The sequence below is a fragment of the Gudongella oleilytica genome, assembly GCF_004101785.1.
In the GTDB taxonomy this organism is placed as follows: Bacteria; Bacillota; Clostridia; order Tissierellales; family Tissierellaceae; genus Gudongella; species Gudongella oleilytica.
The window spans coordinates 885,427-900,201 of the sequence record NZ_CP035130.1; the positions used below are offsets into that span (position 1 = coordinate 885,427).

The 14,775-nt window shown below is 42.7% G+C and carries 13 protein-coding genes; all 13 read left to right on the top strand.

What is annotated here, in order from left to right; all coding sequences use genetic code 11:
• The first annotated feature begins 18 nt into the window (after positions 1-18).
• Positions 19-1,872 carry an ABC-F family ATP-binding cassette domain-containing protein gene (locus tag EC328_RS04035; RefSeq protein ID WP_240671526.1) on the top strand — a complete coding sequence of 618 codons (1,854 nt, stop codon included), beginning with the start codon at positions 19-21 and terminating at the stop codon, positions 1,870-1,872.
• A 102-nt stretch (positions 1,873-1,974) separates the two neighbouring features.
• Complete coding sequence (locus EC328_RS04040; protein WP_128425609.1) at positions 1,975-3,645, top strand: phosphoenolpyruvate carboxykinase (ATP); 1,671 nt, start codon at positions 1,975-1,977, stop codon at positions 3,643-3,645.
• Between the two features lie 82 nt (positions 3,646-3,727).
• On the top strand, positions 3,728-4,564 hold the full coding sequence (locus EC328_RS04045) for a CvfB family protein (protein WP_128425610.1): 837 nt from the start codon (positions 3,728-3,730) through the stop codon (positions 4,562-4,564).
• Between the two features lie 12 nt (positions 4,565-4,576).
• Positions 4,577-5,083: a TDE2712 family protein gene (locus EC328_RS04050; protein WP_128425611.1), complete on the top strand. Its 507-nt coding sequence runs from the start codon at positions 4,577-4,579 to the stop codon at positions 5,081-5,083.
• Between the two features lie 12 nt (positions 5,084-5,095).
• Complete coding sequence (locus tag EC328_RS04055) at positions 5,096-6,445, top strand: MATE family efflux transporter (protein WP_128425612.1); 1,350 nt, start codon at positions 5,096-5,098, stop codon at positions 6,443-6,445.
• A gap of 51 nt (positions 6,446-6,496) precedes the next feature.
• Positions 6,497-7,339 (top strand): pirin family protein, encoded by an 843-nt coding sequence (locus EC328_RS04060; protein WP_128425613.1) that lies wholly within the window; start codon positions 6,497-6,499, stop codon positions 7,337-7,339.
• A gap of 192 nt (positions 7,340-7,531) precedes the next feature.
• The gene (panB, locus tag EC328_RS04065) at positions 7,532-8,383 is read left to right on the top strand and encodes a 3-methyl-2-oxobutanoate hydroxymethyltransferase (protein ID WP_128425614.1); all 852 of its coding nucleotides are present in this window, start codon (positions 7,532-7,534) and stop codon (positions 8,381-8,383) included.
• Positions 8,384-8,407: 24 nt separating this feature from the next.
• Positions 8,408-9,346 carry a hypothetical protein gene (locus EC328_RS04070; protein ID WP_128425615.1) on the top strand — a complete coding sequence of 313 codons (939 nt, stop codon included), beginning with the start codon at positions 8,408-8,410 and terminating at the stop codon, positions 9,344-9,346.
• 71 nt (positions 9,347-9,417) lie between these two features.
• A complete protein-coding gene (locus tag EC328_RS04075) occupies positions 9,418-10,215 on the top strand; it encodes an IclR family transcriptional regulator (RefSeq protein ID WP_128425616.1) in 798 nt (265 codons plus the stop codon).
• Between the two features lie 28 nt (positions 10,216-10,243).
• The gene (locus EC328_RS04080; protein WP_128425617.1) at positions 10,244-11,500 is read left to right on the top strand and encodes a peptidase; all 1,257 of its coding nucleotides are present in this window, start codon (positions 10,244-10,246) and stop codon (positions 11,498-11,500) included.
• A 10-nt stretch (positions 11,501-11,510) separates the two neighbouring features.
• The gene (locus EC328_RS04085; RefSeq protein ID WP_128425618.1) at positions 11,511-12,713 is read left to right on the top strand and encodes a pyridoxal phosphate-dependent aminotransferase; all 1,203 of its coding nucleotides are present in this window, start codon (positions 11,511-11,513) and stop codon (positions 12,711-12,713) included.
• A gap of 128 nt (positions 12,714-12,841) precedes the next feature.
• Complete coding sequence (locus EC328_RS04090; protein ID WP_164906024.1) at positions 12,842-13,228, top strand: YtxH domain-containing protein; 387 nt, start codon at positions 12,842-12,844, stop codon at positions 13,226-13,228.
• 99 nt (positions 13,229-13,327) lie between these two features.
• On the top strand, positions 13,328-14,692 hold the full coding sequence (gene rlmD, locus EC328_RS04095; protein WP_164906025.1) for a 23S rRNA (uracil(1939)-C(5))-methyltransferase RlmD: 1,365 nt from the start codon (positions 13,328-13,330) through the stop codon (positions 14,690-14,692).
• Positions 14,693-14,775: the final 83 nt, after the last annotated feature.

A 14,775-nucleotide genomic window follows, 5' to 3' on the forward strand; every position in this document is an offset into this window, starting at 1 on the left:
GGGATAATCATGCTTTTGATGACCATCGAATCAGTTTCAAAATCATATGTTGAGAGAAAGTTGGTTGAAGAAATCAGCTTCGGAATTAATGAGGGCGACAGGGTTGGTCTGATTGGAATCAACGGGGCAGGAAAGTCGACCCTGCTTAAGCTGCTTGCAGGTCTGGAGGAGCCAGACTCAGGCAGGATAATAAGAGCCAGTGATGCTGTGGTATCTTATCTTCCCCAAAACCCAAATTTTCTGGACGAAAATACTGTATTGGATCAGGTGTTTGGTGGTCATTGGGAAAGGATGAGGGTTCTCAGGGATTACGAGAGAACAATCTCAGCCTTGGATACTAAGGATGATCATATAATGATGCTTACAGCTGAGATGGACAGGCTAAACTGCTGGGAGCTTGAGGCAGATGCTAAAAACATTCTTACCAGACTCGGGATTACGGATTATAATTCACGGATAAGGGATCTTTCAGGAGGTCAAAGAAAGAGAGTTGCCCTTGCTACTGCTTTGATCCAGTCATCAGACCTGTTGATCCTGGACGAGCCAACAAACCACCTGGACAATGACACCATAGAATGGCTTGAAAAAAAGTTGATGGAAAGAAAGGGAGCATTATTCATGGTAACCCACGACAGATATTTCCTGGACAGGGTCACAAACAAGATCATGGAGCTGGAAGGTGGGAGCATCTACTCCTATGATGGGAACTTTTCATATTTCATGGAGAAAAAGCTTGAGAGGCATGAAAATCTCAAGGCTACAGAAGAAAAGAAAAAAGCTCTCTATAAAAAAGAACTTGCCTGGATGAGACAGGGTGCCAAAGCCAGGACGACCAAGCAAAAAGCCAGGATACAGAGATTTGAAACTCTTGAGGATGAGGTCACAGGTGGAGATAGCTCCGAGTCACTGGATTTTTCAGTTGGGACCTCCAGACTCGGCAAGAAAATAATCGAAGCTAAGGAGGTAACAAAATCGATCGGGGGCAAGGTCTTGGTAAAGGATTTTACCTATGTTATGACCAGAGGTGAAAGATTAGGAATTCTTGGTGCAAATGGAACCGGCAAGACAACGCTTTTAAGACTTCTTTCAGGCGAACTGGAGCCGGATTCGGGAGACATCCAGAGAGGGGAAACCCTTAAGATCGGATTTTTCAAACAGGAAACTCCATTTCTTGACCCGGAGCAAAGAGCCATAGACTATATCAGGGAGGGAGGAGAATTCATAACCACCTCGGATGGGCAGAAGGTTTCAGCAAGCTCAATGATGGAAAGGTTCCTGTTTCCAAGAAACGATCACTACACACCCGTAGGAAAGCTTTCAGGTGGAGAACAGAGACGTTTATACTTGTTGAAAATACTTATGGAATCCCCAAATATGCTGCTGCTGGATGAGCCAACAAACGATCTTGATATCAATACCCTACAGATTCTCGAAGAGTATCTGGATGACTTCCCTGGGCCGGTAATAATCGTCTCACATGACAGATACCTATTGGATAAGCTGGCTGAAAAGCTCCTGATTTTTACAAACGATGGGATCAAAGAATTCACAGGAAATTATGACCTGTTCAGAAATGCAGAAAGACAACTTGAAAAAGAGGAAGCAGTCAAAACAAAGCCAGAACCAAAGCGTGATAAAACAAAAGTAAAGGCGAACGGGCTTTCTTTTACTGAGCTTAGAGAATGGGAAACAATCGAGGAAAGGATAGCTGAGCTGGAGCTAAAGGTTGATGAAAAGTTGAAAGAGATGGAAGCAAATTCTTCAGATTTTGAAATTCTAGGACGGCTTATCAAGGAGAAGGAGATCCTTGATTCAGACCTTGAAAAGCTTATGGACAGATGGATGTATTTATCATCGAAGGCTGACAATTAAATAGTATGTCATATTTCATTATTGTACAGCATAACAGCTTGAAGTAAACTTCCAATGTGCTATAATAGTCAGTGTTATGAGGAAAACTGATGGAGGGTAGACATGTCAACTATAACCAATATTAAACGCGAAGATATAAACAAGGATAATCCTATGATTAATTCACTGAGGACTACAATTGAATCGGCATTTTATGGGAATAATGTGGTTAGGGTAAACTCAATAAGTGAAGCCTATAAACTCGCAAAGGATTCACCGGGGACTGTGGTAACAGATATGCCTGTGTACAGGCCAGAGGAGCTGGGGCTATCAACAGACTCAAAAATTCTTCTGTTCAATGACGGAGCAGTTACCGGAAGATTTGCAGGCGCCAGAGTAATAATTGGAGAGCCTGGGGTAAACGAAGGTGAATTTGCAACCATCGCAAGGGAAGCGGTTTATCAGTCAAGGTACAAGAAGCTTTACCATGCTCAAGTGGTTATCGGATTGCACCCTGATTTTATGGTAAGAGCACATCTTCTGATTCCACAAAACCACGAGAATATAATGTATTCCTGGCTTTTGAATTTCCAATACCTTACGCAGGAGTATATGAGGATGTACAAAAACTCCAGGGAATATCCTGAGGGAGACCTGTATGTATTCTCAGACCCTGATTATCTGCCTCCCTCGCATCCTGATGGGCTGGCATTGTTCAATCCAGAACACAATACAGCATTACTTCTTGGAATGAGGTATTTCGGAGAGCATAAGAAGGGGACACTTACCCTGGCATGGGGATTGGCTAACCGAAACGGATTTGCATCCTGCCATGGAGGTATGAAGCGCTACAATTTTGAAGATGGCAGAAGATATACAATGGGAGTATTTGGACTTTCAGGCTCAGGTAAATCGACACTGACTCATGAAAAGCACGATGATAAATATGATATTACAATACTCCACGACGACGCTTACATAATCAGTACAGAGGAAGGCTATTCGATTGCACTGGAACCGTCATATTTCGATAAAACCCAGGATTATCCAACAGCTCATCCATCGAATAAATTCCTGCTTACAGTTCAAAACTGCGGTGTAACTCTGGACGATGAAGGCAATAAGGTAATAGTGACTGAGGACATAAGAAATGGCAACGGCAGGGCAGTAAAATCAAAGCTTTGGGCAGAAAACAGAGTCAATAAGATAGACGAGCCGGTTGATTCCATCGCCTGGCTGATGAAGGATGCGACTCTTCCTCCTGTGATCAGGATAAAGAATCCTATACTCGCATCTGTTATGGGAGCTACCCTTGCAACCAAGAGATCCACGGCTGAAAGGCTTGCTAAAAATGCAGATATGAACGCTCTGGTAATAGAACCTTACGCAAATCCCTTCAGGACATATCCACTGAAGGATGATTATGAAAAGTTCAAGCTTTTATTCGAAAAGAGAAATGTGGAATGCTACATTTTCAACACTGGTCACTTCATAGACAAGAAGATCCCCAAGGAGGTAACACTTGGGATTTTGGAGGCATTGTCAACAGGCAGCGCTGAATTCGTACCTCTTGGAGGATTCGAAGACCTGGAGACTATGAACATTGAAGGTTTTACGCCTGAATTTGACAAGAGCTATCTGTCGATGTGGAAGAATTCGATCGCTTACAGGGAAGAGTTCATAAAGCATATGAGGACCTTTAAGGGAGGCAGAGACAGTCTTCCTGAAGAAGCACTAGGCGAACTTGAAAAGCTGGAGAAGCAAATAGAAAAAATGAGTGAAGCAGCGGAATGATCCGCTGCTTTTTCAACAAATAATTGATATTTCCATGTATTATGGTATATTATAATAATATCAAATGAAAAGTAGGTGCAGTATGATAAGATTAGGAAAAATTCAGGAGCTTGAAATAAAGAGGTTTACATCAGTCGGAGCCTATCTGAATGACGCAGAAGGCAGTGGAGATGACGTTCTTTTACCAAAGTCACAAATACCTGAGGGTGCAAAAATCGGTGATATTATCAAGGTCTTTGTCTACAGAGACAGTAAGGATAGAATAATATCTTCGACCAGAATGCCTCTTGCCCAGGTTGGTGAGATAAAGAAGCTTACAGTTATAAGCTCATCAAAGATAGGGTATTTTTTAGATTGGGGAATGGAGAAGGACCTGTTCCTTCCTTTCAGCGAAACTGTAGGTTCAGTTGAGAAGTTCAAAAGCTACCTGGTCGCTCTCTACATTGACAAAAGCGACCGACTTGCAGCGACTATGAAGGTAAAGGATTATCTGAGCACAGATGCCCCGTATAAAGAAAACGACAAGGCCATTGGTACCATCTACAGCATTAACAGAGATATTGGTGCCTTTGTAGCGGTGGACAACAAGTATGATGGACTTATCCAGAAGAAGAATATTTTCGGAGTCCTCGAAATGGGTGAAGAGATCGAGGTCAGGATAAACAAAGTACATGATGACGGCAAACTGGACCTAAGCCTTAGGGAAAGAGGATATGTCCAGATGGAAGAGGATGCGAAAATAATACTCACAAGATTAAAGGAAAAGGGAGGTTTCCTGCCTCTCAACGACAGTAGCCATCCAAATGAAATCAAGAAGGAACTACACATGAGCAAATCAGGCTTCAAGAGAGCTGTTGGAAAGCTATTTAAAGACGGTATAATCCAGATAACATCGGAAGGCATCAACCTGAAAAAATAGGAGGATTCTGAAATGGCTAATATAAAAGTTAGATTGGATGTAATTGAGTTTTTGATATATTTCTGGGAGTCAGTTTCGCAAAAAGAAAAGGTTGCGGACAGATTCTTCCATGAACTGGCTGACAATCCGGATATGCAGCTTCTTTACGATCCAGAGTTTACTAAGGAGTCAGTTGTAAAGGTACTATCTGCCATAACCAACAGGGAACTACTCAACTCTCCTACAAAGAAGGAGAGCCGCTTTTGGAGCCAAAACATGAGAATGATAGAGGATCTGGATGCTATGAGAACCATGGTATACCCGGTAAAGACACTCAATATGGATCATATGAAGGATAAGCTTCAAAAGGACGTTGAGGTAGTATTCCTTCCGGACACCATGGAGGAGTACAGGATATCAGGTAATACGCTTGTAGTGAACTTCTTCAGGATCATGCCCAGCATGGAGGGAGACGGAACTGTAAAGATCGAAGGAATGGATCTTGTTAACTATTTAGATAAGAAAGTGCTGGAGATATAGAGGTAGTATACCATGAACATATTCAAAGACAAAACATTCATGAAGGGGATGCTGGCAATAGCAGTCCCCGTTGCAATTCAAAACCTAATTTCATCGTCGGTCAATATGATCGACACCCTGATGATAAGCAGCCTTGGTCAGGCAAGTATCGCAGCAGTGGGACTTGCCAACCAGGTTTTCTTTTTGTATATCCTAATCACCTTTGGTATCAACAGTGGGAGTTCGATCTTCATAGCACAGTTCTGGGGCAAGGAGGATATCCCAAGCATAAAAAAGGTTATGGGACTTGCAATAACCTTAAGCACGATTGCTGGGACAATATTTACTGCTGCAGCATTCTTTTTCCCGACTCAGATCATGTCAGTATTGATAAAGGAGCCGGAGGTTATCAAGCTTGGCGCTGAATACCTGAGGATAGTATCTTTATCATACACAATAACAGCAGTAAGCTTTGCTTTCAGCATATCCCTAAGAACTACGGGGAGACCAAACGTCCCTCTAAAGGTATCGATAATATCCTTCCTGACGAACACAGTATTCAACTACATCCTTATATTCGGCCACTTAGGCTTTGAGCCTATGGGTGTCAAGGGTGCGGCAATAGGAACGCTTATAGCAAGAATAGTTGAGATCATACTCATTCTTTATGCGATATATGGAACAAAGAGCATCCTGGCTGCCAGCGTCAAGGAGCTTATGAGCTGGCACAAAGACTTCCTTAAGAAGTATATCGAGACAACTTATCCAGTAGTAATAACAGAAGGCTTCTGGGCACTGGGACAAGTTCTTTACGCAATGGCATATGCAAGGATAGGAGAGGAAGCTACAGCAGCAGTACAGCTTACAAATACTATACAAAACCTGTTTTTTGTAGTCGTAAGAGGACTTGCCAACGCCTGCAACATAATGGTCGGTGCAAAGATAGGCGGCGGCGATGAAAAGGTTGCATATGACTATGCAATAAGGTTCATATTTCTTTCCACAATATCCGGTCTTGCCCTTGGAATAATAATGGCACTTACGCCAGACATCGTATTAAAACTGTTTAGAGGTTTGGATCCCAGCCTATACGAGACATCAAGGGCGCTTTTGATAGTACTGGGAATAACCTTTGTAATAAGGGTTTATAATACGATCGCTATAGTAGGAGTTCTAAGAGCAGGCGGAGACACGAAGATAGCAATGAGGATCGATCTTGGAACAGTATGGCTTATAGGGGTACCTTTAGCCTTTATAGGAGCTTTGGTTCTTAAGCTGCCCATTCATCAGCTTGTTCTTCTCGTGACACTGGAGGAGGTCGTGAAGGCTCTGGTGGGCATACCCATAATCAAGTCGGGGAAGTGGATAAAGAATCTTACCTAAGGTTATATCACCAATTCATTGGGTAGACATAGCCATAAGGAGGGAAAGATTATGGACAGAAAAGTGAAGAGATATTTTATGGGACGACCTGGCAGAGATGGAGCAGGCGTTAACCTTATAAGGACCTTTGGCAACTCGGAGATACCGGATTTTGATCCGTTTCTTATGATGGACTTCTTCGATTCAAAGGATCCTAAGGACTACATAAAGGGTTTCCCATGGCACCCGCATAGAGGAATAGAGACAGTGACATATTTGATCCACGGGGAGATAGAGCATGGTGACAGCCTCGGGAACAAAGGTGTGATAAGGGATGGAGATTGCCAGTGGATGACGGCAGGCTCAGGTATTCTCCATCAGGAGATGCCCAAAGCTTCACCTCAGATGCTTGGCGTTCAGGTATGGCTCAATCTGGCAAAGAAAGATAAAATGACTGATCCTAAATACAGGGATATAACCAGCGAAATGGTTCCTTTATATGAGGAGGAAAGCTTCAAGGTTCACATCGTAGCAGGAACCTATGGAGATGTTACTGGCCCGATGGAGGCAATCGAGACAAAACCAAGCTTCTTCGACATTGAACTGAAAGCCAATTCAGAGTTCGTATACTCTATCGATCCTGACTTCAACTCTTATGCGTTCCTGGTAAGAGGAGAGGCTGTATTCGACAATGATAAAGGCGGATTGATCAGCTACCCCAATGGAGTCCTGTTTGATAGTGGTGACACCATTAGAGTAACTACTAAGGATAAGCCTGCAAGATTCCTGTTGCTTTCAGGTAAAAAGCTAAATGAACCGGTAGCATGGGGTGGACCCATTGTTATGAACACCAAGGAAGAGCTTCAGCTTGCTTTTCAGGAGCTTAATCAGGGAACCTTCATAAAGAAAAAATAGAGATGTTATACTCCAGATAGGTTTGATTCAATACCAGATCGAGCTTAAGCTGGAGTATTTTTATGCAAAAAATTAAGTCAATTCTAAAAAATGTATTGACAGACAAATTTCAAAGGATTATTCTAAAAATAGAACGGTGTTCTAAAATATTGATAGTCGTATTGTTATGGATATGGAAGGAGAGTTATCGTAATGGCAAGAAAAAAATCGATACTTGATTTTTACAAGATGAAAGCAAACAAGGAAAAAGTGGCATGGATCACCGCATATGATTTTCCAATGGCATCCTTTGCTGAACAAGCTGGTATGGATATGATTTTAGTTGGGGATTCACTTGGTATGGTAGTGCTAGGATATCAGGGCACCATCCCGGTAACCATGGAAGACTGTATATCCCACTGTAAAGCTGTTAGAAGAGGCGCCCCAAACACCTTCGTGATCGGTGATATGCCATTTGGCTCATATCACACCACTGACGGAGAAGCAGTTGCAAATGCTGTCAGATTCCTGAAGGAAGCTGATTGTGACGCTATAAAGCTTGAGGGTGGAGTCAGAGTAGCAAGCAAGATCAGAGCAATAGCAGATGCAGGCATAGTGGTTTTCGGTCATATAGGCCTTACTCCACAAAGCGCTGGCCAGCTTGGTGGTTTCAAAGCCCAGGGACTTTATGTAGACAGTGCAAGAGTTCTCATAGAGGATGCCTTGGCTGTACAGGAGGCAGGAGCACTTGCGTTGCTGGTTGAGGCAGTTCCGCCTGAATTGACCGAGTTCATAGCAAGCAAGCTGACCATACCGGTGTACTCTATAGGAGCAGGTCTTCCCTGCGACGGTCAGTTGATTATCTGCGGAGATATGCTGGGACTGTTCCAGGCGTTCACTCCGAAATTCGTAAAGAAATATGCAAATGTCGCTGAGATAATAACAAACGCCTTCAAGGAGTATGTAGAGGATGTAAAGACCGAGAAATTCCCTGAGGATCAGCACGTATACCACATAAAGGATACACCTGAGAATTTCCAGAAATTGTTCGAGGAATATAAATAATAAACATTTAAGTGGAGGATGAAAATGGCTTTTAAAGATATTGTGAATTATATTGAGACTAAAACAGATTACCCGGTGAAGGATAGGTATGACATGCCTACATCCACCAAGACATTTGAGGGTGGAGCTCATTACAGAATGGAAATCACAGGCATTGAGAGGGCAGTAAACTATGAAATGCTTGTAAAAGAGATAGACAAGCAAAAAGTACCCATCCACAGAGTAATAGGCACAGTAGGAGGTTCTGCATTTTTAGACAAGGCTGAGCTTAAGTACTATGCACAGATCGCAGCTGATGCCAAGATAGAAACGCTTGTCAACTGCATGGCTTCGAGGGCATGGGACGGAGGCAAGCAGTACGCCACTCCGGAGGGCTATGTTTCAGGTATGAGACTCAGAGGTCAGGACAACATGTATCTATGGTTAAAGGAATTCGACAGATGCCTTAATGCAGGGATCAGAGGCTTCCTTATAACTGACGAGAGCCTTCTTTTACTAGTTACAAAGCTTAGAGCAGATGGTGTTATCCCTGCTGATGTAAAATTCAAGGTATCAGTATTTGCAGGTCATGGAAATGCAGTTGCAGCTAAAATGCTTGAGGATATGGGAGCAGACAGCTTCAATCCGCTTGCTGATCTTTCACTGCCAATGCTTGCATCCATAAGAAGCACTACGAATATCCCGATGGATGTCTACATGAGTCTTGTAGATTCAATGGGTAATGTTCAAAGACATGTCGATTCAGCTGAAATTGCAAGGATCTGTTCACCAGTATACTTCAAATTTGAACCAGGAAAGAACGAAATGGACATCTACAATGCATGGCATGAAGATGAGCCATTGAATAAACTTGTGAAATTGAAGGTTCAGATGGCCAAGGTATGCAAGGAATGGTGCGATGAGAGCGATTATGGTCTTGTATTCAACGACTACAAGGATGATCTGTCCATTCCTAGACCATAACTAAAGAGATTTCCCCCACCGCAAAATGCTGTGGGGGATTTCGGATTAAGCTAGAGGAAAGGAAGTTGTGTATGGATTATGGCAAGATCCCTAAATATCCTGTTCAAACTGTTGAAAAGGCATTGGAGATAATTGAACTGCTGACAGGGAACCAGTATATAGATGGAGTATCGATCTCTGAGCTTAGTAAGGAGCTTGACTTGGGTAAGAGCACAGTTCACAGGATCATTGAGACTATGGAAGCAAAGGGGTATATCCATCAGGATAATGATACAAAGAAGTATCACCTAAGCTGGAAGCTATTTGAGCTGGGTAATTCAATTCCAAGGAGAAGAAATCTCTTTACTATGGATACCACTCTACTGCAGGCTCTTTGCGACAAATTTCAGGAAACAGTGAATATGGGGGTAAGAGTAGATGATAGTGTAGTCACTATCCATAAGATAAATCCAACATCTTCACTGATAGCCAATCTTCAGATTGGAACAAGGGAAGCCCTTCATGCGACAGCAATGGGCAAAGCACTTATGTCACAGATGACCAGGGAAGAGATTGTGAAGCTTTTAGGAACAGGCCCCTACGAGCAGTTTACTTCGAAGACCATCAAGGATGTTGATCAGTTGACAGAGAACATCAACATGATAAGAAAACAGGGATACAGTCTGGATGACGAGGAGTACAGCGCCGGTCTTACCTGCATATCCGTTCCCCTTAAGAACTATAGAAATGAGATTGTTGCAGCGGTAAGCATAAGTGGGGCTACTATAAGAATGACAGAGGAAAAACTAAACGAAATACAAAAAGAACTAAAGCATGTTGCTGAAAGACTGTCAGCCTATCTGGGATGGCAGGAGGAAGATGGACGTTAAGGGTTTGTATTGAGAGAGGTGAAGTCATTTGAATGCCAAAGCAAGAGTATTAGAGATCATTGAAGGCAACAGAGACGAAGCAGCAGGTTATTTATCAGGGCTTCTTAAGCACCCAAGTGTAATGGGATCTGAGGAATCTGCACAGAGGTATTATGCGGAGCTGTTAAAACTTCTGGATATGGAAATTGACATATGGGAACCAAGGGCTGAGGATATGAAGATCAACCCTGATTTTATGCCGGCAAGAGATGATTATACCGGAAGCCCTGATGTTGTAGGTGTTCTAAGGGGCACTGGAGGGGGCAGGTCAATTCTTCTTAATGGGCACGTGGACGTCGTTCCCGCTGGCGGCAATGACTGGACAGATGATCCCTGGAGTGGAAAAATTGAAGATGGAAAGGTCTACGGCAGAGGTGCCAATGACATGAAGGGCGCACTCATTGCTTATCTGATGGCAATGAAGGCAATAAAGGAAGCTGGTATTAGTCTTAAAGGGGATGTATTGATAGGGAGTGTAATAGGTGAGGAGACCGGAGGTGCAGGAACCCTTTCTCTGATCAACAGGGGTTACAAAGCCGACGGAGCAATCATTTCAGAGCCTTCAGATCTACGAGTGTGCCCGGTTTCCATGGGAGTTATCTGGTTTAGAGTCAGGGTCAGGGGACTCATGGCTCATGCGGCAACCTCGTATCTCGGGGTAAACGCAATATCCAAGGCAGCTATGCTGATACAGGAGATAGACGCCTATGAGGAAAGGATGATACGAGATAAAAAGCACCCGCTCTACAGCCACCACCCATCACCCTTCAGTATCAACATAGGCATCATAAAGGGAGGAGTGTTCCCGACAAGCGTACCCGATGAAGTCATCCTTGAAGCCAGAATGAGCTTCTCTCCGGATGATGATATCGCTATGGTTAAGAAGGAGCTTGAGGAAACTATACATAAGGCAGCTATGAAGGATGAATGGCTGAAGGACCATTTGCCTGAAGTAGAGTGGTATGGGTTCTGCCTGAACTCAGGAAGCGTACCAATGGATAATCCTCTTTTAGGTGCTATATTGGATAACTTCAAGCTGGTCAAGGAAAAAGAAGCGGAAGTCATTGGGACACCCTGGGGAACTGATGCAGGTGCATTGATAAGGTACGGCAACATTCCAACGATCGTATTTGGACCTGGTCCAGGAGGCATGGCCCATAAGGCAGATGAGTATATTGATATTGACATGCTCCAGGATACTACGAAGGTGATCGCTGCTACTATCCTCGATTGGTGCGGACACTAGGAGGTGTGGAATGTATATATCTGAAAGACTTCAAAGTATGCAATGGTCTCCAATAAGAAAACTGACTCCCATAGCCCAAGCGACAAAAAAAAGAGGAGTCAAGGTTTACCACCTAAATGTAGGTCAGCCCGATATCGATACACCTGAAGGATTTTTCAAAGCACTTCGGGAGTATGAAGGGAAAATAGTTGATTATCCGTTATCTGAAGGTATACCTGAATTAAGGGAAGCTACAGCAGAGTATTATAGAAAGTGTGGATTGGATTTCAGCTCTGAGGAAGTCATAATCACTACCGGAGGTTCTGAGGCTCTTCTCTTCGCAATCATGACAGTTGCGGATTTTGGGGATGAACTAATAGCTCCAGAGCCATACTATACAAACTACAATGGCATCTCAACTCCTATAGGTGTTAATATCAAGCCATTCTTAACAGTCGCTGAGAACGGTTTCAAACTACCTGCAAAGGAAGAAATAGTCAAACTGATCGGCCCAAAAACGAGAGCTATACTGGTATCAAATCCAGGAAATCCAACAGGTGCGGTCTACTCAAGAGAAGAGATTGAAATGCTTGGTGAAATTGCTAAGAAATATGGACTTTTCGTCATAGCTGATGAAGTCTACAGAGAGTTTTGCTATGATGGACTCGAGTTCATAAGCTTCGCAAGTATACCTGGGATTGAGGAAAACGTAATAATTATAGACTCCATTTCTAAGCGATTTAGTGCTTGCGGTGCCAGGATCGGTTCTGTAGCGACAAAAAACAAGAGGGTACTTGAGAGTGTTTCAAAGCTTGCTCAGGCAAGGGCTTCCGGACCAAAAATGGATCAGATAGGTGCGGTGGCGCTTTACAAATCAACACCTGACAGCTACTTCCAAGAAGTAAACAGGGAATATCAAAATAGAAGGGATATTCTATACAAAGCCATTAAAGAGATTCCTGGTGTGGTATGTGAACTTCCAAGAGGAGCATTTTATGTAATAGTAAAATTCCCGGTCGACGATGTTGAAAAATTCATCATCTGGATGTTGGGAGAGTTTGAGGACAATGGTGAGACTGTAATGATGGCCCCTGTTGCAAGCTTCTATGGATCAGAGGGTCACGGGAAGGATGAAGCCAGGATCGCATACGTTCTAAAGGGTGAGGATCTTAAAAGAGCAATGGAGATAGTTAAGAAAGCTCTGAAGGTATATCAGAAAAAATTTATGAAATAGATTGGAAAGAGCTTGGAGAACCAGGCTCTTTTTTTGCATCAAATGTTAGAAATGACAATTATTACTAATTAATGGGTATCAATGACCTGATTGATAAATGCATACCAATAATTAGAGGAGGTTGTGCAATGGGATTTATGGACAAACTTAAGGGTATCTTAGGGGATGCAAAGGAAAAAGGTGAGCAATTGGTCGACAAAGCTGAAGATCTTGCTGAAGTTGCTAAGGACAAGGCAGAGGAAGCTATCGACAAGGCTCAGGACAAATTTGAGGAAGTAAAGGATACTCTGGAAGACAAGATTGAAGACATCAAAGATGATGCAGAGGCAATGAAGGAAAAGGCAAAGGAAGAGATGGGAGAGCTTAAGGACAAGGTAGAGGCTAAGAAAGAAGAAGTAGAATCAAAGATTGAAGCAAAAGAGGAAGAGGCTGAGGAAAAAGCAGAAGAAATAAAAGAAGAGGCTTCTAAGGCAGTTGGAGAAGCAGAGGAAAAGATGAATGACATCATAGAATAACCAGGTATCCAGGCAGCCAGATAAATTGGCTGTCTTTTTATTGGACCAAATCCCTTGAATAGGCTAAAATATAGCTAAGATAACATGGGAGGAAGTAATATGACTGAGATCGGATCGAAATTTATTGAAGAAGTTATAGATTTGACACACGATGGGGATGGGGTAGTCAGAGCTGGAGACCTAACAGTTTTTGTTGCGGGCTGCCTGATTGGTGACAAGATAGAATTTGAAATAGTTGAAATCAAAAAAAACTACGGGATCGGAAGACTGCTATCTATACTTGAGCCTTCCTCTAAAAGAGTAAGCTACGCCTTTGATACTAAAAGCTTGGGTGGCGGAGCTCCTCTCATAGATTTGGACTATAAAGCTCAGCTTAATTGGAAATGGGAGAAGGTTAAAAAGGATTTTGAAAGAATTGCAGGTCTGAAATTGGAGATAAGGCCAATTATAGGGATGGGTTATCCTTTCAGGTACAGGAACCATACCCAGGTTCCAGTGGGTATTAATAATGGAGAGGTTGTAACCGGGTATTACAAAAAGGGCACAAATATTATAGTTCCCATGACAGAGGACTACCTCCAACCAGAGCTTGGAGACAGGATACTTTCAGTAGTAAGATCGTGGATGGGGGATCAATCATTAGAGCCGTATGACAGATTTTCAAAGACAGGAAAGATAAAGCATATTGGTATAAGGATCAACCAGAACAACGAAGCTATGGTAATAATTGTAACTACCTTTGATAAATTACCGGAACTCCACAGCCTTGTGCACAAGCTTATTACCGAAACACCAGGAGTAGTGAGTATCTATCAAAACATCAATCCCGACGATGGAGGGACAACCTATGGAAGACAGTACAGGCATCTGTTCGGTCAGGAAAAGCTTATAGACTATATAGGTGATCTTAGATTTGAAATATCCCCAAACTCATTTTTTCAGGTAAACACCAGCCAAGTGAGTATACTTTATGATACCGCAATCAAATTTCTGGAACCCGGCAGTTTGGACACAATATGTGATATATATAGCGGTATAGGAACAATTTCACTTTATGCTGCAAGGTTTGCGAGAAAAGTTTACGGAATAGAAAGCATACGAGCAGCGGTTGAAAATGCAAAGAACAATGCAAAGATAAATGGTATCCAAAATACTGAATTCATAGCTGACAGGGCAGAACTTGCCTTTCCGGATTTATTAAGAGCAGGAGATGCGATAAATAAGGTGATACTGGATCCCCCAAGAAAGGGCTGCGATAAAAAGGTTATCGATGCTCTGCTGTTGCATAAGCCTGAGACAATAGTATATGTTTCATGCAATCCATCTACTCTTGCAAGAGATACTAAGCTTCTTATAGATGGCGGGTATGAGGTAAAGGCAGTTCAACCAGTCGACATGTTTCCACATTCCGCACACGTTGAGTGCATAGTTCTGATAAAACGTGCCGAAAGCCGCGTGAAATAAGGCTTTGCGAGGATTTAGATGAGCGGTCTTTGAAAGGAAAATAGGATGATAAAACGCATGGTTTTATTTAGCCAAAATGTAAT